The 21,374-nt window shown below is 42.3% G+C and carries 23 protein-coding genes and 1 other annotated feature; of the genes, 18 read left to right on the top strand and 5 right to left on the bottom strand.

Annotation, left to right across the window (positions count from 1 at the left end):
- The first annotated feature begins 17 nt into the window (after nucleotides 1-17).
- From coaE to ACIQXQ_RS11955, 14 genes are all read left to right on the top strand, one after another.
- On the top strand, nucleotides 18-617 hold the full coding sequence (gene coaE / locus ACIQXQ_RS12020; protein ID WP_402957702.1) for a dephospho-CoA kinase: 600 nt from the start codon (nucleotides 18-20) through the stop codon (nucleotides 615-617).
- A gap of 157 nt (nucleotides 618-774) precedes the next feature.
- On the top strand, nucleotides 775-1,812 hold the full coding sequence (locus tag ACIQXQ_RS12015; RefSeq protein ID WP_402874420.1) for a glyceraldehyde-3-phosphate dehydrogenase: 1,038 nt from the start codon (nucleotides 775-777) through the stop codon (nucleotides 1,810-1,812).
- 316 nt (nucleotides 1,813-2,128) lie between these two features.
- Nucleotides 2,129-2,509: an adenosylmethionine decarboxylase gene (gene speD / locus ACIQXQ_RS12010; protein ID WP_402874640.1), complete on the top strand. Its 381-nt coding sequence runs from the start codon at nucleotides 2,129-2,131 to the stop codon at nucleotides 2,507-2,509.
- A 239-nt stretch (nucleotides 2,510-2,748) separates the two neighbouring features.
- On the top strand, nucleotides 2,749-3,210 hold the full coding sequence (gene nrdR / locus ACIQXQ_RS12005) for a transcriptional regulator NrdR (RefSeq protein ID WP_402874421.1): 462 nt from the start codon (nucleotides 2,749-2,751) through the stop codon (nucleotides 3,208-3,210).
- Between the two features lie 58 nt (nucleotides 3,211-3,268).
- Nucleotides 3,269-4,687, top strand: coding sequence for a replication initiation and membrane attachment family protein (locus ACIQXQ_RS12000; protein WP_402874424.1), 1,419 nt, complete (start codon nucleotides 3,269-3,271; stop codon nucleotides 4,685-4,687).
- The gene (gene dnaI, locus ACIQXQ_RS11995) at nucleotides 4,674-5,612 is read left to right on the top strand and encodes a primosomal protein DnaI (RefSeq protein ID WP_402874427.1); all 939 of its coding nucleotides are present in this window, start codon (nucleotides 4,674-4,676) and stop codon (nucleotides 5,610-5,612) included. Before ACIQXQ_RS12000 ends, dnaI begins: the two co-directional genes overlap by 14 nt.
- 124 nt (nucleotides 5,613-5,736) lie before the next feature.
- The gene (gene ytxC, locus ACIQXQ_RS11990; protein WP_402874430.1) at nucleotides 5,737-6,573 is read left to right on the top strand and encodes a sporulation protein YtxC; all 837 of its coding nucleotides are present in this window, start codon (nucleotides 5,737-5,739) and stop codon (nucleotides 6,571-6,573) included.
- Nucleotides 6,574-7,011: 438 nt separating this feature from the next.
- Complete coding sequence (gene thrS / locus ACIQXQ_RS11985; protein WP_402874433.1) at nucleotides 7,012-8,943, top strand: threonine--tRNA ligase; 1,932 nt, start codon at nucleotides 7,012-7,014, stop codon at nucleotides 8,941-8,943.
- An 81-nt stretch (nucleotides 8,944-9,024) separates the two neighbouring features.
- A complete protein-coding gene (locus tag ACIQXQ_RS11980) occupies nucleotides 9,025-9,201 on the top strand; it encodes a hypothetical protein (protein WP_402874436.1) in 177 nt (58 codons plus the stop codon).
- 284 nt (nucleotides 9,202-9,485) lie between these two features.
- Nucleotides 9,486-9,622: a sequence feature (ribosomal protein L20 leader region), on the top strand.
- Between the two features lie 98 nt (nucleotides 9,623-9,720).
- Nucleotides 9,721-10,221, top strand: a complete 501-nt coding sequence (gene infC, locus ACIQXQ_RS11975; RefSeq protein ID WP_402874439.1) for a translation initiation factor IF-3 — start codon at nucleotides 9,721-9,723, stop codon at nucleotides 10,219-10,221.
- A 34-nt stretch (nucleotides 10,222-10,255) separates the two neighbouring features.
- Nucleotides 10,256-10,456 (top strand): 50S ribosomal protein L35, encoded by a 201-nt coding sequence (gene rpmI / locus ACIQXQ_RS11970; protein WP_034309070.1) that lies wholly within the window; start codon nucleotides 10,256-10,258, stop codon nucleotides 10,454-10,456.
- 35 nt (nucleotides 10,457-10,491) lie between these two features.
- Nucleotides 10,492-10,851: a 50S ribosomal protein L20 gene (rplT, locus tag ACIQXQ_RS11965; protein ID WP_402874442.1), complete on the top strand. Its 360-nt coding sequence runs from the start codon at nucleotides 10,492-10,494 to the stop codon at nucleotides 10,849-10,851.
- Nucleotides 10,852-10,918: 67 nt separating this feature from the next.
- On the top strand, nucleotides 10,919-11,191 hold the full coding sequence (locus ACIQXQ_RS11960; RefSeq protein WP_402957701.1) for a DUF1294 domain-containing protein: 273 nt from the start codon (nucleotides 10,919-10,921) through the stop codon (nucleotides 11,189-11,191).
- A 63-nt stretch (nucleotides 11,192-11,254) separates the two neighbouring features.
- Complete coding sequence (locus ACIQXQ_RS11955) at nucleotides 11,255-11,827, top strand: TVP38/TMEM64 family protein (RefSeq protein ID WP_402874448.1); 573 nt, start codon at nucleotides 11,255-11,257, stop codon at nucleotides 11,825-11,827.
- 37 nt (nucleotides 11,828-11,864) lie between these two features.
- Here ACIQXQ_RS11955 and ACIQXQ_RS11950 read toward each other — a convergent pair whose 3' ends face one another.
- On the bottom strand, nucleotides 11,865-12,245 hold the full coding sequence (locus ACIQXQ_RS11950; RefSeq protein ID WP_402874451.1) for a sigma-w pathway protein ysdB: 381 nt from the start codon (nucleotides 12,243-12,245) through the stop codon (nucleotides 11,865-11,867).
- A 106-nt stretch (nucleotides 12,246-12,351) separates the two neighbouring features.
- Here ACIQXQ_RS11950 and ACIQXQ_RS11945 point away from each other — a divergent pair, with 106 nt between their 5' ends.
- The gene (locus ACIQXQ_RS11945) at nucleotides 12,352-12,840 is read left to right on the top strand and encodes a dUTP diphosphatase (protein ID WP_402957700.1); all 489 of its coding nucleotides are present in this window, start codon (nucleotides 12,352-12,354) and stop codon (nucleotides 12,838-12,840) included.
- Nucleotides 12,841-12,903: 63 nt separating this feature from the next.
- Nucleotides 12,904-13,989: a M42 family metallopeptidase gene (locus tag ACIQXQ_RS11940; protein WP_402874454.1), complete on the top strand. Its 1,086-nt coding sequence runs from the start codon at nucleotides 12,904-12,906 to the stop codon at nucleotides 13,987-13,989.
- Between the two features lie 54 nt (nucleotides 13,990-14,043).
- Here ACIQXQ_RS11940 and ACIQXQ_RS11935 read toward each other — a convergent pair whose 3' ends face one another.
- From ACIQXQ_RS11935 to ACIQXQ_RS11920, 4 genes are all read right to left on the bottom strand, one after another.
- On the bottom strand, nucleotides 14,044-14,745 hold the full coding sequence (locus tag ACIQXQ_RS11935; protein ID WP_402874456.1) for a LutC/YkgG family protein: 702 nt from the start codon (nucleotides 14,743-14,745) through the stop codon (nucleotides 14,044-14,046).
- Nucleotides 14,742-16,172 carry a LutB/LldF family L-lactate oxidation iron-sulfur protein gene (locus ACIQXQ_RS11930; RefSeq protein ID WP_402874459.1) on the bottom strand — a complete coding sequence of 477 codons (1,431 nt, stop codon included), beginning with the start codon at nucleotides 16,170-16,172 and terminating at the stop codon, nucleotides 14,742-14,744. The genes ACIQXQ_RS11935 and ACIQXQ_RS11930 overlap by 4 nt, the downstream gene beginning before the upstream one ends.
- 21 nt (nucleotides 16,173-16,193) lie before the next feature.
- Nucleotides 16,194-16,910: a (Fe-S)-binding protein gene (locus ACIQXQ_RS11925; RefSeq protein ID WP_402874462.1), complete on the bottom strand. Its 717-nt coding sequence runs from the start codon at nucleotides 16,908-16,910 to the stop codon at nucleotides 16,194-16,196.
- 167 nt (nucleotides 16,911-17,077) lie between these two features.
- Entirely contained in the window at nucleotides 17,078-17,809 is a 732-nt protein-coding gene (locus tag ACIQXQ_RS11920) for a FadR/GntR family transcriptional regulator (protein WP_402957697.1), read from the bottom strand.
- Nucleotides 17,810-18,070: 261 nt separating this feature from the next.
- Between ACIQXQ_RS11920 and ACIQXQ_RS11915 the strand changes: the two genes are divergently transcribed.
- Together ACIQXQ_RS11915 and ACIQXQ_RS11910 are read left to right on the top strand one after the other, a co-directional pair.
- Nucleotides 18,071-19,762 (top strand): L-lactate permease, encoded by a 1,692-nt coding sequence (locus ACIQXQ_RS11915; protein WP_402874468.1) that lies wholly within the window; start codon nucleotides 18,071-18,073, stop codon nucleotides 19,760-19,762.
- Nucleotides 19,763-20,137: 375 nt separating this feature from the next.
- A complete protein-coding gene (locus ACIQXQ_RS11910; RefSeq protein ID WP_402957695.1) occupies nucleotides 20,138-21,217 on the top strand; it encodes a YsnF/AvaK domain-containing protein in 1,080 nt (359 codons plus the stop codon).
- Nucleotides 21,218-21,374: the final 157 nt, after the last annotated feature.

The following is a 21,374-nucleotide window of genomic DNA, read 5'->3' as shown; positions in this document are numbered from 1 at the left end:
GGGAAAAGGGGGAGCTTATGGGACAAATCATCGGAATTACTGGTGGAATTGCCAGTGGGAAAAGTAGTGTCAGTCAATATTTAAGGGAATTGGGATTCGTGATAGTGGATGCGGACGTGGCTTCCCGTGCAGTCGTGGAACCTGGGGAAGAGGCCTATCTACAGTTGGTGAAGGCTTTCGGCGAAGATCTTTTATTACCTGATGGAAGTATCGACCGGGCAAAGTTAGGCTCGATCATATTTCACGATCAAGAAAAAAGATTGCTTTTAAATAGTATCGTACATCCTGCCGTGAGAAAATGGATGCGCCAAGAAACGGAAAAGGCTCTTGCTGCTGGAGCGAAAACGGTATTCATGGACATTCCACTCCTGTTCGAAAGCAAGTTGACGTTTATGGTGGAAAGGACACTTTTGGTATACGTGGATGAATCGGTGCAACTAGAGCGATTAATGAACCGGAATGCGTTGACGGAAACCGACGCTTTAGCGAGAATCCATTCGCAAATGCCATTGAAAGATAAAAAGGAACTGGCGGATGCCATCGTCGACAATAATGGCAATATAGAAGAAACCAAAAAGCAGGTTGTTGAAATACTTAAGAAATGGGAGATCCTATAGAGTGGAAAAGGAAGGGACTTTAACGGTTTCTTCCTTTTTGTTTTGAAAAAGGAAGAAATCCGCTTTTTTATTAACACATTTCAAGAGTAATGTGTTATACTAATTACATATGAAGGGTATTAAGTATAACATTAATATATTCAGGAGGGTCCGATAAATGAATTCAAGAATAGCGATTAACGGATTTGGAAGAATTGGAAGAATGGTTTTCCGTAAGGCAATAGTAGATGAGAGTCTGGACATCGTTGCCATTAATGCAAGCTATCCCGCTGAAACGTTAGCCCATTTATTGAAGTATGATACAATTCATGGGAAGTTTGACGGCATAATCATTGCCGAAAATGATTCTCTTGTAGTGAATGGACGACGTGTACAACTGATAAATAATCGCGATCCAAAGCTATTGCCTTGGAAAGAGATGGATATAGATATTGTAATCGAAGCTACGGGTAAATTCAATGAGCGTTCTAAAGCCGCCATGCACTTAGAAGCAGGGGCAAAAAGGGTCATCCTTTCCGCGCCGGGTAAAAATGAAGACGTTACCATTGTGATGGGCGTAAATCAGGAAGCGTTAGAAATCGACAAGCATTTCGTCATTTCGAATGCGTCGTGTACGACTAATTGCCTTGGACCGGTTGCCAAAGTACTTGATCAAAAGTTCGGCATAGACAATGGTTTGATGACAACCATCCATTCTTATACGAATGACCAAAATAACATCGATAACCCGCACAAAGATTTAAGGCGTGCCCGTGCGGCTGCAGAAAGCATCATCCCTACGACTACAGGGGCGGCTAAAGCTCTTTCATTGGTGTTGCCTCAATTGAAGGGCAAACTTCATGGTATGGCCATACGTGTACCGACGCCGAACGTCTCTTTAGTCGACCTTGTTGTGGATTTAAACCGTGATGTTACGATTGATGAAGTGAATCAGGCTTTCATAGATGCCTCAGAAAATGAGCTTAAAGGAATTATGGAATATACAACAGAACCGCTTGTTTCAAGTGATTTTAAGACCAATCCGCATTCAGCCATCATCGATGGTCTGTCGACGATGATGATTGGTGATAGAAAAGTGAAAATTCTGGCTTGGTACGATAACGAGTGGGGTTACTCCAATCGAGTAGTCGATCTTGTAAAATTGGTGGCTTCGGAGTTGACGAAGGCTTCTGAAGTTCAAATGTCAGTTAAATAAGAGTAATGGCCCGTTATATGTTTAACGGGCTATTTTTATGGATACGTTTAGGAAAGTTACGGAACCTTGGGTATTAATTCCTTGGTCCTGTCAGATTAACAATTAATGATTAAATTTCCAAAAATGCAAAATGCAGTTGCAAAAGAAATCCATACATTATATACTATGAATCGTGAACTTCCTAAAAAGGGAGTTTGCGTAATGGCTACTTAAAGGGTTAGGACCTCTTTGGACTAACTTTCCCCCGTGGTAGTTATTAAGGATTCAGAATTTTTAATTATGTAAGGGGGAACAGAATATGGAAACAGCTTACACGATGGAAACGATGGGAAGACATGTCATTTCTGAACTTTGGGGTTGTGACTTTGAAAAACTGAACAATATTGATTTAATTGAGAGAATCTTCGTCGATGCTGCACTGAAATCGGGTGCTGAGGTTCGCGAGGTGGCATTCCATAAATTTGCTCCACAAGGAGTGAGCGGGGTCGTCATTATCTCTGAATCACATCTGACCATTCATAGCTTTCCGGAACATGGATATGCCAGCATTGATGTTTATACATGCGGCAACTTAGATCCTAATATTGCAGCCGATTATATCGCGGAGGCTTTGAATGCACAAACGCGCGAGAATATTGAACTTCCACGTGGACTTGGTCCCGTGCAAATGAAAAAAACTAAAATGGGTGCTTTATAATAAACGGGTTAACAAGAGATGCTATATATGCATCTCTTTTTTGATGCCATGAAATGGCCATTCTTCACTCATGGAAAAGCTCCATTAACAGGCATTTACATAGTAAGTACACACATCCTTTACCTGAAGTTTCACTTTTTACTTGTACTGGTTGTCCCTTTTATATAAGATTAAGATAAAATAGTATTCCTTAGGGAAGTTTGATTAGGAGTATCACTTAAAATACGGAGCTGGTAATGATGAAATGTCCATCATGTCAATATAACGGAACGAGAGTGCTCGATTCCAGGCCTGTCGATGAAAGTAAATCGATTCGACGACGCCGGGAATGCGAGGCATGCGGGTTTCGATTCACTACTTTTGAAAAGGTCGAGGAGACGCCGTTGATCGTCGTGAAAAAGGGCGGGACTCGGGAAGAGTTTAGCCGTGATAAAATCCTGCGTGGACTAATCAGGGCTTGTGAAAAGCGTCCGGTTCCATTGAAGGAACTAGAACAAATCACGAGTTATGTAGAAAAGGAATTGCGCAATCAGGGTATTTCGGAAGTGAAAAGTGACAGTGTCGGTGAAATGGTGATGGACCAACTGGCTGAAGTTGATGAAGTGGCCTATGTGAGATTTGCCTCCGTATACCGACAATTTAAAGATATTAATGTATTTATCGATGAACTGAAAGATTTAATAAATAAAGAAAGAAAGTAGAGCTGAAGATTTACTTTGGCTCTTTTTTCACTATATCTTTTGAAAGGTTTGAATGAAGATGTCAATGCATTGGCAGGAACTGCTCCCCGCGGATTCGTACATGGTGTCCTCTGCGGGGCTGCTTCATGATTATGATCGGAAAATACTGACACGGCTGTACCAACCTCTTATTGGACCGATCTGTATTAGCCTATACATGACGTTATGGAGCGAATTGGAGGAGAACCGGCTTTGGTCGGAGGCTTCCTCCCACTATCAATTGATGAATACCATGGGCCTGAAATTAGGCGATATATATGAAGCACGTCTTTTACTTGAAGGAATCGGATTGCTGAATGTGTACAAGAAATCGAAAGGGGATACGAAGGAATTCATCTATGAATTGAATCCGCCTCTATCCCCGCAGCAGTTTTTCACGGATGGCATGCTGAATATCTATTTATATAAAAAAATAGGAAAAGTCCAATTCAACCGGCTGAAGAGATTCTTTTGTGTGGACACGATTGCAACGGACCAGTTTGAATATGTGACGAAATCCTTTGCAGAGGTTTTTTCATCAGATCATCTAGATTCCCTCTATGTTACGGATGAAGCCAAAAACGAATGGAACCCATTGCCTAAACAGCAATTTATCGATCAATCTGACGGTGTCGAGCCTTCGGGGTTCGATGGCTTGTTTGATTTTGATCTTTTGTTCGCTGGGATGAAGAGCTCGATTGTACCCAAGAAGGCCTTTACGCCTAAGATTAGAAATACCATCGCCAAACTAGCTTTTTTATATGGCATCAATCCGCTTGAAATGCAAAAACTAGTAATGGATGCCGTAACGCTGGACGATGAGATCGATGAAGAGCTGCTTCGGAAAGCGGCAAGGGACTGGTACCAAATTGAACGCCAGGCCGACATGCCTTCCTTGATTAATCGTGTACAGCCTATACGGGAACGGACGCAAAAAGATGAACCGAAAACACAGGAGCAAGAGCTTATTCGCCATTTGGAGACTACTTCCCCGCGTGATCGGCTCATGCAATTATCCGGAGGAGCGGAACCGACCAGTGGTGATTTAAAAGTGGTGGAAGGTGTAATGATCAATCAGAAGCTGAATCCTGGAGTCGTGAATGTTTTAATCGAATACGTTATGCTTAAGACAGACATGAAATTCACAAAGGGATATGTGGAAAAACTGGCAGGTCATTGGGCACGATTGAAGGTTTCCACAGTCATAGAAGCGATGGAACTGGCTAAAAATGAACACCGGAAATACCAAGAGTGGGCACAAGGAAGCAAGAACGTTGCCAAAGGTGGCCGGAAAAAATCGATCAGAGAAGAAGTGGTTCCGGACTGGCTTGAACAGGACGAGGAGAAACAGCCTGAACAGAAAGCGGAACAGCCTGAACTGAGTGAACAAAAACGTGAGCTTCAAGAGAAGTGGAAGCAGTGGAAAGCTGGAGGTGAAATAAACGATGGAAAAGATTAACAGATCGCTTAATAAACTGGCCAATACGGGTGATTTCCAGAAACGCTATGAACAGTTGAAGCAGGAAATCTTTGAAAATGAACAGGTGCGTCTTTTTCTGAATGCCAATAGCTCAACGGTCACAGAGGAAATGATTGATAAGAATTTAGGTAAGCTTTACGAATTCATTTCTCAGAGCAACAAGTGTGATAGATGTCCAAGCCTGGATGGGTGCATCAATATGATGCATGGGTATTATCCAAAGCTCGTTGTTCAAGGGAAGGCCCTTAATTTGAATTATGAAATCTGTCCGAGGAAATTGGCAGAGGATGAGAAGCGGAAACGGGAGAGGCTCATTCGCAGTCTATACGTTCCCAAGGATATATTAAAGGCAACGATTGAAGACTTTTCACAAACGGACGATGAAAATAAACGGTTAGGCGTCCTAGGAAAAGCGATATCGTTCATCATGGAATATGAGCCTGGCAAACGTCAAAAGGGATTGTATATATACGGAAAGTTTGGCGTTGGTAAGACGTATTTATTGGGTGCGATCGCCAATGAACTTGCGCAAAGGCAAATCTCTTCGATGATCGTCTATGTTCCTGATTATTTACGGGAACTGAAAGGTTCAATCGGTGATAATACCGTCAACGAGAAAATAGAGATGGTCAAAACGGCGCCTGTCCTGATGCTTGATGATATTGGGGCAGAATCGATGACAAGCTGGGGACGGGATGAAGTCATAGGGCCCATCCTGCAATTTAGAATGCTTGAAAATTTACCGACGTTTTTCACTTCCAATTTTGATATGAAGGGTCTGGAGAATCACTTGACTTATTCCCAACGTGGTGAGAAAGAAGAAGTGAAAGCGGCAAGGGTATTGGAGAGGATTCAATATTTAGCGGAACCTGTAAAGCTTGATGGTATCAATCGCAGAAGGTAAAGGAAGGTGGTCTCTACAAAGAGGCTGCTTTTTTTTTGCCCTTTCACACCATCCTACTTCTAAATAAGCCCCTATTCCCATATACATGAAAAAAGTAAAGCAAGGGGGAAGGGGGGATGTCGTAGTGCAAATTACGTTCCAAAATGATTCGGAAGCTTTAAAACTGCTGAATTTCGTTTCTGTCCATCCTTTGGGGACAGAAGTTCAACCATATATTGAATTTTCCCCACAACAAGGTCTCGTTATCGATATGTCCAAACTAAAAACCGATAAATGGCTGACACTGCTCAGTGAAACATTTCATTCCTTTTTACTTGAAGAAAAAACGCTTCCTGTTCTTAAACAAATCATCATCGGCAAATTTTTCTATCGAGAACAAGAAGAAATCGATGCCATCATCGAGATAGCTTCTTCCATCATTGAAGCGGAAAACACCGAATGTGGAGGCAGTTTATTCAGTAGGGAAAAGCAATTGATCGAAGAAGGCCTTCAGAGTATATTGGCGGGAAAGGTGTCTTTTTCATTCGATTCGTTCACTACCTTTCGGTTAAGGTCTTTTCAGCATGCGTTGGAAAAGTATGCAGTTCGGGCCATCGATGAATATAAGCTCGAGCAGGATTACCAAAATTTCATTGCGATGCTCAGGGATTGCCTGCATGAACAGGAATCGAAGGTACCAAGGCTTCACCTTGTCAATCATGACGGGTTTCAATTCTATGATCATGAGCTTGGCAGGATGGATCGCCGAAAACTGACAAGCATGATTGACAGGAAGTTGCTGGCCGATATTTCATTCTTTCTTGATACGGTCCTTTGGGCACCACTCTTATCCATCGCACCGGCTAGCTTATATATTTATACGGATAATAAGGAGGAAGGCCTGATTCAAACGATGACACGAATCTTCGAGGAAAGGGCGACCGTCCTGCCGCTTTCAGCCTTTAAGCAGGCCACTGAATGATTATCTTGGGGATTTTGGGTAAAATCTAATTTTAACCTTGATTTTCAATGCATAACGAATTATAATTTCCTACATACTATTAAAAACAAAAAGTTATGATGAGGACACGGGTATTCTAGTCGCCAATTTACAGAGAGGGAAGCCAGCAGGCTGTAAGCTTCCTATTAGCATAGAACACTTACCACCTTTAAACTTCGGTTCGGAAAGCAATTTTTTTGCGACTATGAGCTGACGGGAAGCTGCCGTTATCTAGTTACAAGTGTCACTTTGCCGTGAAAAGCAGAGTGGAACGAGGGTGGAACCGCGGGTTAATTTAATTACTAAGCTCGTCCCTGTTTTATACAGGGGCGGGCTTTTTTGTGTTTTAATCCGCGCAATTGCTTGGTATCCCCCTGAAACTTGAAACGGATGGTAACTAAAAGAAGGAGTGAAGCTACAATGTCAGAACAACTGAAAATATCTTTTCCTGATGGAGCGGTGAAGGAGTTTGCTAAAGGCACAACAACTGAAGACATCGCAGCATCCATCAGCCCAGGACTAAGAAAAAAATCCATTGCAGGTAAATTCAATGGTGAACTATATGATTTGAAACGTCCAATCGAAGAAGACGGTACCATTGAAATCGTTACACAAGATGCTGCGGAAGCACTTGAAGTTCTTCGCCACAGTACCGCCCATTTAATGGCACAAGCCATCAAACGTCTTTATAAAAACGCTAAATTCGGTGTCGGTCCAGTCATCGAAGGCGGTTTTTATTACGATATCGATCTTGAGGAATCATTGACTCCTGATGACCTTTCAGCGATTGAAAAAGAAATGAAGAAAATCGTCAATGAAAACCTGGAAATCTCACGTATTGAAGTAACCCGTGATGAAGCCATTTCCCGTTTTAAAGAGATTGGCGACGAATATAAATTGGAATTGATCGATGCGATTCCAGCTGAACAGCAAGTAACGATTTATGAACAAGGTGAGTTTTTTGACCTTTGCCGGGGAATTCATGTACCTTCCACTGGAAAGATCAAAGAATTCAAGCTGTTAAGCATTGCAGGGGCCTATTGGAGAGGCGACAGCAAGAACAAAATGTTGCAACGTATTTATGGTACGGCTTTCTTCAAAAAAGAAGACTTGGCTGACCACCTACGTTTCTTAGAGGAAGCAAAAGAGCGTGATCACCGTAAAATCGGTAAAGAATTGGATCTGTTCATGACTTCACAAAAAGTCGGCCAAGGGCTGCCTATGTGGCTGCCAAAAGGTGCAACAATCCGCCGTACGATTGAGCGTTATATTGTGGACAAGGAAGAACGCCTGGGATATGACCACGTATACACACCTGTCATGGGTAGTGTCGACCTTTACAAAACATCTGGACACTGGGACCACTATCAAGACGGAATGTTCCCAGCGATGGACATGGATAATGAACAGCTTGTTCTTCGTCCGATGAACTGCCCACATCATATGATGGTGTATAAAAACAGCATCCATAGCTACCGGGAACTTCCGATCAGGATTGCTGAACTTGGCATGATGCACCGCTATGAAATGTCAGGCGCATTGTCAGGATTGCAGCGCGTACGTGGAATGACATTGAATGATGCTCATATTTTCGTCCGTCCGGATCAAATCAAAGACGAATTAAAACGTGTCGTGAACCTGATTTTAGAAGTCTATAAGGATTTCGATATCAAGGATTATTCATTCCGTTTATCTTACCGCGATCCAAACAATACTGAGAAATACTTCGACGATGATGCAATGTGGGAAAAAGCGCAAAGCATGTTAAAAGGCGCGATGGACGAGCTTGGCCTTGATTACTTCGAAGCGGAAGACGAAGCGGCATTTTACGGTCCGAAACTGGACGTCCAAGTGCGGACGGCTTTAGGAAAAGACGAAACATTATCGACTGTTCAGCTTGATTTCTTGCTTCCTGAACGTTTTGACTTAAACTATGTCGGTGAAGATGGTAAACATCACCGTCCGGTCGTTATCCACCGTGGCGTAGTTTCTACCATGGAACGCTTTGTCGCTTACTTGATCGAAGAATACAAAGGGGCTTTCCCAACTTGGTTATCCCCAATCCAAGCACAAGTGATTCCAGTCTCACCTGAAGTGCATCTTGAATATGCAAAAGAAATCCAAGATAAACTGAAGGCAGCAGGCATCCGTGTTAATTTGGACACTCGTGATGAGAAAATCGGGTACAAAATCCGTGAAGCACAAATGCAAAAAATCCCTTACATGCTTGTCGTTGGTGATAATGAAGTAAACGAAGGCAGTGTGAACGTCCGTAAATACGGCGAACAAAAATCCGAAACGGTATCTTTCGAAGACTTCGTTTCAGCCATTAAAGCAGAAGTGAGTCGTTAACAAAAAAAGGGAGGCACATATTGTTGTGTCTCCCTTTTAATTAAGGCATGATAAAGACAACGAAGAATAAGGAGTGACATCATGAAAAAGAAATTTTCCTATTTATTTGCACCGGCTTTTTTGTTAGTCATCGTTTTATTGATGTTGGATGATTACCGACAATATGCCATTTTCCCAGTCCTGCTGTTTTGGATCGCTCTATTTTCGTGGGATTCGATTGAGAAAAAGAAAAAGGCAAAAGAAAATCCTAACAGGTGATGATCATGCAGGAAATGGAGTGACAGGCTATGGTAGGCCTGAGCATCGGTGAATCAAAAGATGGGTTTATGAATTCGAGGATGTAGTGAAGCACTCCCATTTCGACGTGGTCGTATGATGGTGAATGTTATTTATTCAAAATACTTTAGGAAAATGTATTGTCAAATCTCCTAATGTTTGATAAGATTAATTCTGTTGTGAAAAACGAACGAATTAAAACGAATTAAGTATTTGACAAGTCATCAGTGTTTATGATATATTTCTAAAGTGAATTGAATACGGTTTGAGGAAAGAAGAGGCACCCGCTTCTCACCTGGTTGACGCAAGCAATGCAGTTAACAGGTCATGATTTGATTATTTGGATCTTTCTAAATTAGTCTATCAGTGTGGGTGCTGCATGCATCCACACTTTTTTTATTTTATTATATCCTGTAAGCGAGTTGTGAGCGTGACCTAATTGATTCAAACGTTCGTATTCGCCAATATCTTTGGAGGTGGCTAACTATTAGTAAAGACGCGATGGTAAACGAGGGCATCCGAGCCCGTGAAGTTCGTCTTATTGACCAAAACGGAGAACAACTTGGAATTAAAACGAAATTCGAGGCAATGGAAATAGCCGCTCGTGTAAATCTTGATCTAGTTTTAGTTGCTGCAAATGCAAAGCCTCCGGTAGCCCGGATTATGGACTACGGAAAACACCGCTTCGAGCAGCAAAAGAAAGACAAGGAAGCTCGTAAGAATCAAAAGGTCATCAGTCTGAAAGAGGTTCGCTTGAGCCCGACGATTGAAGAACATGATTTCAATACGAAACTTCGCAACGGAATCAAATTCCTTGAAAAAGGCGATAAAGTAAAAGCTTCTATCCGATTCAAAGGTCGTGCTATCACGCATAAGGAAATCGGTCAACGCGTATTGGTTCGTTTTGCAGATGCATGTAAAGAAGTGGCTACAATCGAGCAACATCCAAAAATGGATGGACGCAGCATGTTCATTATTTTAGCACCAAAAGCCGAAAAGTAATTATTAAGTATTTTGTAATGAGGAGGAATACCTTATGCCTAAAATGAAAACTCACCGCGGTTCAGCTAAACGTTTCAAAAAAACTGGATCCGGTAAACTTAAGCGTTCTAACGCTTACACAAGCCATTTATTTGCTAACAAATCTACTAAGCAAAAGCGTAAGCTTCGCAAAGCTAGCCTTGTAAGCAAAGGTGACTTCAAACGTATTCGTCATATGTTAGATAACATTAAATAAGTTCGATTTATCGAGTTAAATAGGAGGGAAATAACATGCCACGTGTAAAAGGCGGTACTGTTACTCGCAAACGTCGTAAAAAGGTTATAAAATTAGCTAAAGGTTACTATGGCTCGAAACATATTCTTTTCAAAGTAGCTAACCAACAAGTAATGAAGTCAGGAAACTATGCTTTCCGTGACCGTCGTCAGAAAAAACGTGATTTCCGCAAACTTTGGATCACTCGTATCAACGCAGCTGCTCGCATCAACGGACTATCTTATAGCCGTTTAATGCATGGCTTAAAGCTTGCTGGTATCGAAGTGAACCGTAAGATGCTTGCTGATCTTGCTGTAGCTGACGAACAAGCTTTTGCTCAATTAGCAACTGCTGCTAAACAACAATTAGACAAATAAGTCTGACTGATATAAGCCGCTCTCTTTTTTAAGAGGGCGGCTTTTTATATGCAAGGAGGGAAAGAAGATGGAAGCGATATGGTTCGTTCTTGCCTATTTCATCATGGTCAACATCATCGGGTTTGTGTTGATGGGCATCGATAAAAAGAAGGCACGGAAGAGGGAATACCGGATCAGTGAAAAGACACTCTGGACCTGGGCCATCATTGGCGGGGGAACGGGAGCATTCATGGGGATGCGTCATTTCCGCCATAAAACGAAGCACTTCACTTTTAAATGGGGGCTACCTGCTTTAATGGTTATCCAGATTGTGCTATTACTCACCAACATCATTCGTTAGTCATATGTTACTGAAATTGCGTATATGCTTGTAGAAGCAGCAAGAATTGGCTGGAGGGAGAACATGGATGAAAAACTGACACTTTTAATGGGTTACGTTCAATCCGGCAGTGTGTTTGCACCATTAATTTTCATCACTTTCCATTTGTTACGACAGTTTTTATTCATACCTGTGATAGTCGTTTGCATTTCAGGGGGCATTTTATTCGGGGCAGCTTTTGGAACCATCTACTCCATCATCGGTCTGACCCTTGCTAATATGATTTTTTATTTCGTCATTGAAAAGTTTCCTAAAATGCAGGAAAAACTGTTTCGTCTTAAAAATAAGCTATTCGGAAATCGGAAACTTAACAGCCGTCAAATTGCGGTATTGCGGCTCATTCCGTTCATCCATTACTATTTATTATCCCTCTGTCTTTTGGAATCCAATAAAGGATTAAAGAACTACTTTTATTTATCCTTCATGACAAATATCCCCGTTGCCTTCGTCTATACGGTTTTCGGTCATTATATTGCGGATTTCAGCCCGACACTCATCATCATCATTTTATTATCGCTTACCTTATTGCTGTACTTATTGAGGGAAAAGCAGACGGTCGTGCCATGGAAAGAATTTTTTCAATCGCATGAAAAATAAAAGCCTTGAGTGGAAGTCACTCAAGGCCATTGCCATTTTAGTCGGTCAAAAACTCCTTAACCGGACTTTTCCAGTCAATCATGGCATCTGGATATTGTTTTTTTATGGCTCTTTCAATCTTTAAGAAATCATCACGCTTTAAGCCTTTCAAAGCGGAAGTTTTCTTCGGCCAGATGAAAATGGAGATCACCTCAAAGGAACGTTCGGTCGTACCTAAATATTTTTCCCCTTCAAACATCACCCCGTTGTAGGTCAATAAAAAATTCTTGCGGATATTCGATGTATCATCGAGCAAAAAGAACTTTTTCTGTTCGTGTGCAAGTTCCAATTTTCGTTTCGGATTAAATAAATATTTGATTGTCGTGTATATGAAAAAGATGATAAGAGCCAAAAGCAAGATCCGTAGTATTAATACCATCATGTTTCCTCCTAAACAGAGTGATTCCTTTCTTTTACGTATAGGTTTTTAATAAGTTTCATTTATTTGATATAATTTAAGCATGACTGATGAAAGTAGTGATGAAATGAATATCGAAAAATTGATGGACATGCAGGCTGCCTTGGATAAACATATTGAGAAGAAGCATGCATTACATAATGAGGATCTTGTTGAGAGAAAGATTCTGGCTCTATTAGTAGAGCTTGGCGAGCTGGCGAACGAAACAAGATGTTTTAAGTTTTGGAGTCTTAAAGGCCCTTCGGATAAGGATACGGTTTTAGCTGAATATGTCGATGGCATACATTTTATTCTGTCACTTGGCATTGAAAAAGGGTTTATGCCCAAAGTGGAATCAGCTTCCCATCTGAAAGGGGAGGATGTAACTGCGCAATTTATAAAGATTTATGGATCCATCAATGAGTTTCGTGTACAGCAGGAGGAGCCTGCCTTTCAAGCGGTATTTACCGAGTACTTACGCTTAGGGGAGATGCTTGGCTTTTCTGCGGTGGATGTAGAGGCCGCGTATGTCAGTAAGAATGAAGTGAATTATGAACGGCAGAAGAATGGCTATTAATTGTGGGTTATACCCATATTTTGTATAATGAAAGTTGAAGTGTATGAATGAGGAGGAACGGGAATGGTTCAATTAGATGGAACGCTTAAGATGTTGAAAGACTTAACGGATGCAAAAGGGATTGCCGGGAATGAAAGTGAAGTAAGAAAGGTCATGACTGAATACATAACTCCATATGCGGATGAAATTTCCACGGATGGATTGGGTAGTTTGATTGCTAAGAAAACAGGTGAGGAAAATGGGCCGAAGATTGTCGTGACGGGCCATTTGGATGAGGTCGGTTTCATGATTACACGAATCGACGATAAAGGATTTTTACGTTTCCAGCCGGTAGGGGGATGGTGGTCACAGGTCATGCTTGCACAGCGTGTGACGATCGTGACGAGCAAAGGCGATGTGACAGGCATCATCGGGTCAAAACCGCCGCATATCTTAACGGCAGAAGCGAGGAAGAAGCCGGTTGAGATAAAGGATATGTTCATTGATATCGGAGCGACCAGTAAGGAAGAAGCACAGGGGTGGGGAATCAAGCCAGGAGACATGGTGGTGCCTTATTTCGAATTCACGGTCATGAATAATGATAAGATGCTTCTTGCCAAAGCTTGGGACAACCGAATTGGTTGCGCCATCGCGATCGATGTTCTGAAACAATTGAAAGATAGTGAACATCCGAATGTAGTGTATGGAATTGGAGCAGTCCAAGAAGAAGTGGGCCTGCGTGGATCTAAAACATCGACATTCAAGATCCAGCCGGATATCGGTTTTGCCGTTGATGTAGGGATTGCAGGGGATACACCTGGTGTAAGTGATAAAGAAGCGATGAGTAAAATGGGGAATGGCCCGCAAATCGTCATTTATGATGCATCGATGGTGGCCCATAAAGGATTACGGGATTTCGTTACGAATACAGCTGATGAAATGAACATTCCTTATCAATATGAATCGATTCCAGGCGGTGGAACGGATGCCGGTTCCATTCACCTAACCGCAAATGGTGTACCCGCATTAGCCATTACGATTGCGACGCGCTATATTCATTCCCATGCTGCGATGCTACACCGTGATGATTATGAGAATGCCGTCAAACTCATAGTTGAAGTGATCAAACGCCTCGACCGGGAAACGGTGGACCGGATTATCTATGAATAATCAATGAGATGAAAATGGAGAGCTTCCTACTAAAAGGAGCTCTCCATTTTTTCTTTATTTATCCTCAACGATGATATAGACTGCTTTGATTGGGCCATGAACGCCTACGACCAAATCCATTTCGATGTCAGCGGAATTGCTTGGCCCTGTAATGAAGTTAATACAGGATGGAACAAGCTCACCTTGCTGAACCTTGGACCGGAGTGCCATAGCGGCCTGGGTCATCCTCGGAACGATGCTGCTCTTTGGAATGATGGAAACATGGCAAGCGGGCAAGAAGCTAATCGAGCGGCCATGGTCCTTATCACTATACAGAACGACTGTAGCAGATTCGGCCAGCGTGATTTCACTGAACGTTATGCCGATGTTGGCACGTTCCGCCATTTCAATATTCTTTCTCCCGATTTGATGATCCCAAACATGGACGCCTGTATCATTCAATACATCCATTAATTGATAGTCTGTGAATCTTTGGTCTTTCGGGATGATGACAGGCCCATGTCCAAGTTCTTCCATGACCTGTTGCAAAACATGTGCAGTCTGACTTGAATCCGTAAGATGGACCTGAGTATGAATCCGGGTGCACTGTTCTCGTAATTCCTCGACGAGCTCTTCTTGTGTTGCATGTTTCAAGACTTCCATCTGTGGGGCATGTTTCCATACGGGGCGGGATATGCCTTCCGTAATGGGGGACCTCCCCAAGTTCTTGGCTATCTTCGCTAAAAATGTATCTTCGTTTTGAATGGTTCCGGTCATGATGATTGCCCTCCTTTGTCACGGTTCTTGAACCAATCTCGGAAGCTTTCCTTATTAGGGGCAGGAAATTCACGGCTTTCCGTCCAAGACTTAAGTGGTCCTGGTCCTTTTGAAATAATATCCCCAGTCTTGAAAGGAGACATGGCGGAAGGAGCCATTTTGGATCCGAATTTATAAAGCATCGGGGAGGCAGCGCCAATTCCGAATGCCTTCATCGCCATTTTTTCAGAAAAAGGAGCCATTTTTTCTTTTTCGACAATGACTTCACGATGCTTCCTCAATAGATCATGAAGCGGGATCTTTACTGGACAGGCATCTGTACAGGCTGCACAAAGCGTCGATGCATAAGGCAATTCCTTATAATCTTCATATCCACCAAGAAGAGGGGAAAGTACCGCCCCGATTGGGCCTGGATAAATCGAACCGTAGGAATGACCGCCAACCTGACGATAGACCGGACAAACATTAATACAAGCGGCACAGCGAATGCATTGGAGTACCGATTGGAATTCAGTCCCTAAAATCTTGGAACGTCCATTATCCACGATGACAAGGTGAAATTCCTCGGGGCCATCAATATCCCCTTCATCTCTTGGTCCGGTAAGGGCGGTAATGTAACTGGTCAATCTCTGGCCGACCGCACTCCTCGTCAATAAACTGACAAGGATTTCAAATTCATCGAACGTCGGCACGAGACGTTCCATCCCCATCACCGTAATCTGGGTTTTTGGAAGGGCCGTCACTAAATCTGCGTTGCCTTCGTTCGTTACCAAACCGATGGAGCCCGTTTCAGCAACCGCAAAGTTACAGCCAGTAATTCCAATATCGGCACTCAGGAACTCTTTCCGCAGGATTCCCCGGACATGGTCCGTCAGCTCTTCAGGCTTTTCAGTTTTCGTATAGGCGAGCTTTTCTTTGAAAACGTCTCTAATTTGTTCTTTGTTCTTATGAAGCGCTGGTGCCACGATATGTGAAGGAGGATCATTGTTATCAAGCTGCAGGATATATTCGCCTAGGTCCGTTTCGATGACATCGACTCCCGCTGATTCTAGTGTTGCGTTCAGGTTAATTTCTTCCGTGACCATGGATTTCGACTTCACGACTTTTTTTGCGTTCTTTTTTTCGATGACGTCCTTAACATACCCACTAGCTTCTTCCGCCGTTTCCGCAAAAAAGACATGACCGCCCCTTTTGGATACGTTTTCGGCAAGCTGATGTAAATAAAAATCAAGGTTACTTAGTACATGCTGGCGGATTTCTTCCCCAAGGGAGCGCCATTCCTCCCAGTTTCCCAATTCATCAACGGCCGTTAGGCGGCGTCCATGTAAACGTTCTTGGGCACTCGAAACGGCCAATCGCATAAAGTCATTCTGTATTCCTTCGTCCACCCGGTCTTTAAACTTGGCAGAACTCGTTTTCATAGACATCGTTTTGCCTCCTCGGTTTCTTTAAATGCTATTTAATACTTCTGCAATATGTAAAACCTTGATGGGTTGCCCTTTACGTTGGATACGGCCCCCGATATTCATTAAGCAACCAGCGTCTCCGCCGATAAGAAAGTCGGCTCCGGTGTCTTCCACATTACAAGCCTTTTCCTCCACCATTTGTCCGGAAATGTCTCCCATCTTGACTGAAAAGGTCCCCCCAAAGCCACAACAGTTTTGGGCGTCCGGAAGCGGTGTCATTTCCAGTCCCTTAACATGGCTCAATAAAATGGCAGGAGCTTCTTTCACTTTGAGCAATCGAGTCATATGGCAGGATGTATGATAGGTCGCTTTACCTTCAAGCTTAGCACCGACATCCGTCACCTTTAGTACATCCACGATGAATTGAGTCAGTTCATATGTTTTTTCTGCCAATGCAACAGCTTTCTTTTCCCAAACCGGATCTCCTTTAAAAAGAACCGGGTACTCTTTGAACATAGCTGCACAGGAACCAGAAGGGGTGACAATATATTGTGCATCCTCAAATGTATGGATCATCTTTTTCATTGCTTCTTTTGAATCCTTTGTATAGCCGCTATTATAAGCCGGTTGTCCACAGCAAATCTGTGATTCCGGAAAGTCAATTTCACAACCAAGCCGCTCAAGCAGTTCCACCGTCGCTTTTCCGACATTGGATTGAAATAAATCCACTAAACATGTGGCGAATAAAGTCACTTTCATAATTTTTCCTCCTTTTTCAAATGAGTTAACAGGTCATCTGATGACTAAAATAGAAAAAGGAAATGGTTGAATAACTTGCCATTTTCCCTAGAAACATGGAATCTTTTTCAGAATAATATATCAAATTCTGTATAATTTGTATAGTTCATTTTTAGAAATCGTGCGTATTATTGATTTTTCTCACTGGTTTGGAGGATGAATTTATCAAAAGATTCCTCGACATTTTGCAAATGGAAAAGCATGGCATGGCGGGCGCCGGCTTCGTCCTTGTCGACGATTGCTTGGTAAATTTGGGTATGTTGCTGATAAAGCCGTTTAAGGGACATTTCTTCAGAATAGAGAGCAAGACGTCGAATGTCACGCATCTTTTCGGTCATCATCACTGACACCTGGCTCATCAATGTAATGAGCAACTCATTTTTAGAAGCGTTCGCAATGGTCACGTGAAACCCTATATCAGCTCTATCACTCAATGCTTCATCGTCGGCTACCTTTAGCATTTCCGCAAGCTTCGTCTCCATTTCGGCAATGTCCTCAGCGGTCCGCTTTTTCGCGGCTAACTCGGCAGTTCCAGATTCAAGTATTTTTCGGACTTCCAGTAAATCTTTAATATTTTCTTTATCCATCAACAGAGCTGTAGTCAATGGGTAGTTCATGATGCTAGGGTCGAAAGTTTTCACGAATGTTCCTTCGCCCTGCTTAATTTCAATGAGCCCCATCGAGCTAAGGGCACTTAATGCTTCACGAATGGCCGGGCGGCCGACCTGGAAATTTTCCGCAAGCTGTTGAATGGAATCTAATTTATCGCCCGGTTTCAAAGTACCGGAACGAATCATTTCATACAGTTCATCACTGACTTCTTCATAAATTTTCTTTGGTTTTATTTTTTTGTAGGTCAAGTAGGAACACCCCGATTTTCTTTGCTTTTTCTAGTTATCTTTATTATATAACACATTGTTGGTTTCTCATCTGTCGATAAGGAAATATGATCAAAAAAGAAAAAAACCTTGATTTTCCATTTCTAATCATTTACCTTAAATAAATAATCATCAAGTCATCTGATGACTTCCAGCAATATGAAGAAATATAAATATGAAAGGGTTTTCACTGAATATAAATATCTGAAAGTTTGAAAAATATAGTGAATGGAGTCGAAACGAATGACATGGACACAGAACTTTACACCGATTCTTGATAATCTGGTACTATCATCTCTAGTAGCGCTTATACCCATTTTGTACTTTTTCTGGGCTCTTACCATCAAACGGATGAAAGGATACCTAGCGGGTTTGACAACCTTGCTTGTTGCTTTTGTAACTGCCGTTTTCGCGTATGGGATGCCGGCAGGAAAAGTCGTGATGTCTGCTTCTCAAGGGGCCGTTTACGGACTGTTGCCTATCGGATGGATCATCATCACATCCGTATTCTTGTACAAGATGACTGTGAAAAGTGGACAATTTGACATTATCCGATCTTCTGTCCTGTCCTTGACGGAAGATCGCCGCCTTCAAGCTTTATTGGTGGCATTCTCATTCGGGGCCTTTTTAGAGGGGGCGGCTGGATTTGGTGCACCAGTGGCCATTTCTGCAGCTCTTCTGGTGGGACTTGGATTTAATCCGCTATATGCAGCGGGAATCTGTTTAATCGCCAATACGGCACCTGTTGCATTCGGTGCGGTCGGGATTCCGATTATTGCGATGGAAGGACCTACTGGTATTGCGGCTATGGAAATATCCAAAATGGTCGGTCGCCAGTTACCTTTCTTGTCGGCTTTCATCCCACTATATCTCATCATGATCATGTCTGGATGGAAACGGACGATTGAAGTGTTGCCGGCTGTCATCGTTTCCGGTCTATCTTTTGCCATTACCCAATATGTAAGTTCGAATTTCCTTGGACCTGAATTACCGGATATTCTTTCTGCATTAGTATCATTGTTTGCCTTAGCCATCTTCCTGAAATTCTGGAAGCCAAAAACGATTTTTCGATTCAAGTCGGAAGAAACGGCAGCAGCTGTTGAAGAATTTGCTTCCGAACAAGAAACAGAGAAAAAGTATACAAAATGGCAGATATTTCATGCGTGGTCTCCATTCCTTCTGTTGACGGGTTTCATTTCCATTTGGGGATTGAATCCAATAAAGCCGGCATTATCCGGTCATTATGAGGGAACGAATGCCATTTTAAAAGGAATCAATGAAATTGGTAAACTATTAACTTTCCAAATTGAAGTGCCTGGTTTGCATAATGAAATTATTGGTAGCAATGGCCTGCCCATTGCAGCTTTTTATAAAATCGAACTGCTCGGTACAGCAGGAACGGCCATTTTACTGGCGGCCATTGTGACAAAGTTCATCGTACATATGTCTTCAAAAGTATTCTTGGATACATTTGTGGAAGCCATGAAAGAATTAGCCAAGCCAATCTTGATGATCTCCTCTGTCGTTGCTTTCGCTTATGTGACGAATTCTTCGGGGATGTCGACGACCTTGGGAATGACACTTGCAAAGACCGGAGACTTCTTCCCGTTTTTCGCACCGGTCCTTGGCTGGTTAGGTGTGTTCATTACAGGTTCGGATACATCTGCCAATCTATTATTTGGAGGTCTGCAAAAAGTTACCGCTTTAAAGATTGGAATGGAGCCGGTATTGGCGCTCGCGGCGAATTCCTCCGGGGGTGTAACCGGAAAGATGATTTCCCCTCAGTCGATTGCCATCGCTTGTGCGGCTGTCGGACTGGCTGGTAGGGAGTCCGAATTATTGAGATTCACCCTCAAGCATAGTTTGTTCTTATTGCTTCTTGTATGTATTATCACGTTCTTGCAAAATGGCATCCTTTCTTGGATGATTCCATAATGAGAGTAAAACCCCCTCCTGCTTTAAGGATAACCTTAAACAGGAGGGGGTTTTTTTGATTCTAAAATTCTAGTTGGTGAGATTTGGAGACACTTCTTTAGTAGGTAGGACGCCTATATATAGAAGAAAGCGAATCTATTGAATTTATGCAAACTAGTAAAATGGGGGTATTGATTCTAAACATTACATTTATATAATGCTTGCATCCCTAGTCCAGATGGGGTCTGGAGGGAAAAGTCATTCGTTTTTGAGAACGTAATGTAATGTTATAACACAAATGTAATATGGCTTATTCGTTTAGTTCGCATACTAACGGGTACATTCTAAATATACCAACTACCAAATACATCGATAAAATACGAGGAGGAATTTAATATGAATAAGACAGTTTATGGAGTATATGAATCTAATGCAGAAGTGATCCAAGCAATCAATGCACTTAAAGCGAAAGGCTATGAAGGGGAAGATATAACGGTTGTAGCAGACAAAGAAGAAACACTGGACTTTACGAATCAACAAAGGGAAACGGATGTCCATACCATTACGAATGCATCACATGATGATAGCTTTATGGACAAGGTGGCACGCTTCTTCATGCCAGATGAGCATGCGAACCTTTCAACGAAACTAGCGGATGCAGGGCTTTCTAATAGTGAAGCAGCTGAATACGTGTATGATGTAGAACGAGGAAAAGTGTTGGTTTTAGTCGAAGAAGGCAAAGGTCATCTAACTGCACCAAGAGATTCATTCAAGGCTGGAACAGAAGGAAGCACCCGTCCGGTTGGAAAGACGTTGGATAGCAACTCGGAAAACCCACGTTTCAACGGAGCTGAACAGAATGGTTTGTTGAACGATAAGGATACTTCTGTCATGAATGGCCGTGGTCGTGGAACGACAGAAGATGAAAAAACGATTCGACTACGTGAAGAACAGTTGAATATTGATAAAGAAAGAGTTCAGGCAGGCGAAGTCGTCATCGATAAAGAAGTGAAGGAACAGCAAAAAACCATTAATGTTCCGGTTGAGCACGAAGAAGTAACAATTGAACGTCGGCCTGTTACAGGTAGAGAAAACGGACTGGAAGCAGGAAGCATTAAAGATGGGGAAACTGTAAGAATTCCAGTTGTTGAGGAAAAATTGGAAGTGACCAAAAAACCGGTGGTCACTGATGAAATTGTCATCAAGAAACAAGTGGTACAAGATACTGAACAAGTTCAGGATACTCTTAAAAAAGAAGATATCCAGCTTGATAGTAGTGATTCATCCATCGTACGTGAAAAAAATCTAGGTGAAACGACCAAGAGAGATGCTTTAAATAAAACGGATTCAGTGAAGAACCGCGATTCTCTCAATACCGGAAGAGTCAATACTGGGGTCAATACCGGAGTAGGGCATGACCCATTGGAAGAAAAGAGAAATGTGAAAACCCTTGAAGAACAACAAAAACTTCGTTAAGGGAATAATAGAGAATGACCTGCCGTTTACGAGACGGCAGGTCTTTTTTTTTTGTAGAAAAGAAAGGGGCTGTCCCAAAAGTCAGGAAAATGACTTTTAGGGCAACCCTTTTTTTATGAAATTTATGCACAAAAAAATCGCCCTTTTTAGTAAAATG

Source organism: Peribacillus sp. NPDC097198 (genome assembly GCF_044762055.1).
Taxonomy (GTDB): domain Bacteria; phylum Bacillota; class Bacilli; order Bacillales; family DSM-1321; genus Peribacillus.
This window is presented reverse-complemented; position numbering and strand designations above follow the sequence as displayed.

Excerpts from the sequence above, each read along its gene's own strand:
- ACIQXQ_RS11930 (WP_402874459.1), bottom strand. The coding sequence starts at position 16,172 with ATGTCTATGAAAACGAGTTCTGCCAAGTTTAAAGACCGGGTGGACGAA.
- ACIQXQ_RS12015 (WP_402874420.1), top strand. The coding sequence starts at position 775 with ATGAATTCAAGAATAGCGATTAACGGATTTGGAAGAATTGGAAGAATG.
- ACIQXQ_RS11960 (WP_402957701.1), top strand. The coding sequence starts at position 10,919 with ATGGAAGCGATATGGTTCGTTCTTGCCTATTTCATCATGGTCAACATC.
- infC (WP_402874439.1), top strand. The coding sequence starts at position 9,721 with ATGGTAAACGAGGGCATCCGAGCCCGTGAAGTTCGTCTTATTGACCAA.
- ACIQXQ_RS11925 (WP_402874462.1), bottom strand. The coding sequence starts at position 16,910 with ATGAAAGTGACTTTATTCGCCACATGTTTAGTGGATTTATTTCAATCC.
- ACIQXQ_RS11980 (WP_402874436.1), top strand. The coding sequence starts at position 9,025 with ATGAAAAAGAAATTTTCCTATTTATTTGCACCGGCTTTTTTGTTAGTC.
- ACIQXQ_RS12000 (WP_402874424.1), top strand. The coding sequence starts at position 3,269 with ATGTCAATGCATTGGCAGGAACTGCTCCCCGCGGATTCGTACATGGTG.
- speD (WP_402874640.1), top strand. The coding sequence starts at position 2,129 with ATGGAAACGATGGGAAGACATGTCATTTCTGAACTTTGGGGTTGTGAC.
- ACIQXQ_RS11940 (WP_402874454.1), top strand. The coding sequence starts at position 12,904 with ATGGTTCAATTAGATGGAACGCTTAAGATGTTGAAAGACTTAACGGAT.
- dnaI (WP_402874427.1), top strand. The coding sequence starts at position 4,674 with ATGGAAAAGATTAACAGATCGCTTAATAAACTGGCCAATACGGGTGAT.
- ACIQXQ_RS11915 (WP_402874468.1), top strand. The coding sequence starts at position 18,071 with ATGACATGGACACAGAACTTTACACCGATTCTTGATAATCTGGTACTA.
- rpmI (WP_034309070.1), top strand. The coding sequence starts at position 10,256 with ATGCCTAAAATGAAAACTCACCGCGGTTCAGCTAAACGTTTCAAAAAA.
- thrS (WP_402874433.1), top strand. The coding sequence starts at position 7,012 with ATGTCAGAACAACTGAAAATATCTTTTCCTGATGGAGCGGTGAAGGAG.
- ACIQXQ_RS11935 (WP_402874456.1), bottom strand. The coding sequence starts at position 14,745 with ATGACCGGAACCATTCAAAACGAAGATACATTTTTAGCGAAGATAGCC.
- ACIQXQ_RS11910 (WP_402957695.1), top strand. The coding sequence starts at position 20,138 with ATGAATAAGACAGTTTATGGAGTATATGAATCTAATGCAGAAGTGATC.
- ACIQXQ_RS11955 (WP_402874448.1), top strand. The coding sequence starts at position 11,255 with ATGGATGAAAAACTGACACTTTTAATGGGTTACGTTCAATCCGGCAGT.
- nrdR (WP_402874421.1), top strand. The coding sequence starts at position 2,749 with ATGAAATGTCCATCATGTCAATATAACGGAACGAGAGTGCTCGATTCC.
- rplT (WP_402874442.1), top strand. The coding sequence starts at position 10,492 with ATGCCACGTGTAAAAGGCGGTACTGTTACTCGCAAACGTCGTAAAAAG.
- coaE (WP_402957702.1), top strand. The coding sequence starts at position 18 with ATGGGACAAATCATCGGAATTACTGGTGGAATTGCCAGTGGGAAAAGT.
- ACIQXQ_RS11950 (WP_402874451.1), bottom strand. The coding sequence starts at position 12,245 with ATGGTATTAATACTACGGATCTTGCTTTTGGCTCTTATCATCTTTTTC.
- ACIQXQ_RS11945 (WP_402957700.1), top strand. The coding sequence starts at position 12,352 with ATGAATATCGAAAAATTGATGGACATGCAGGCTGCCTTGGATAAACAT.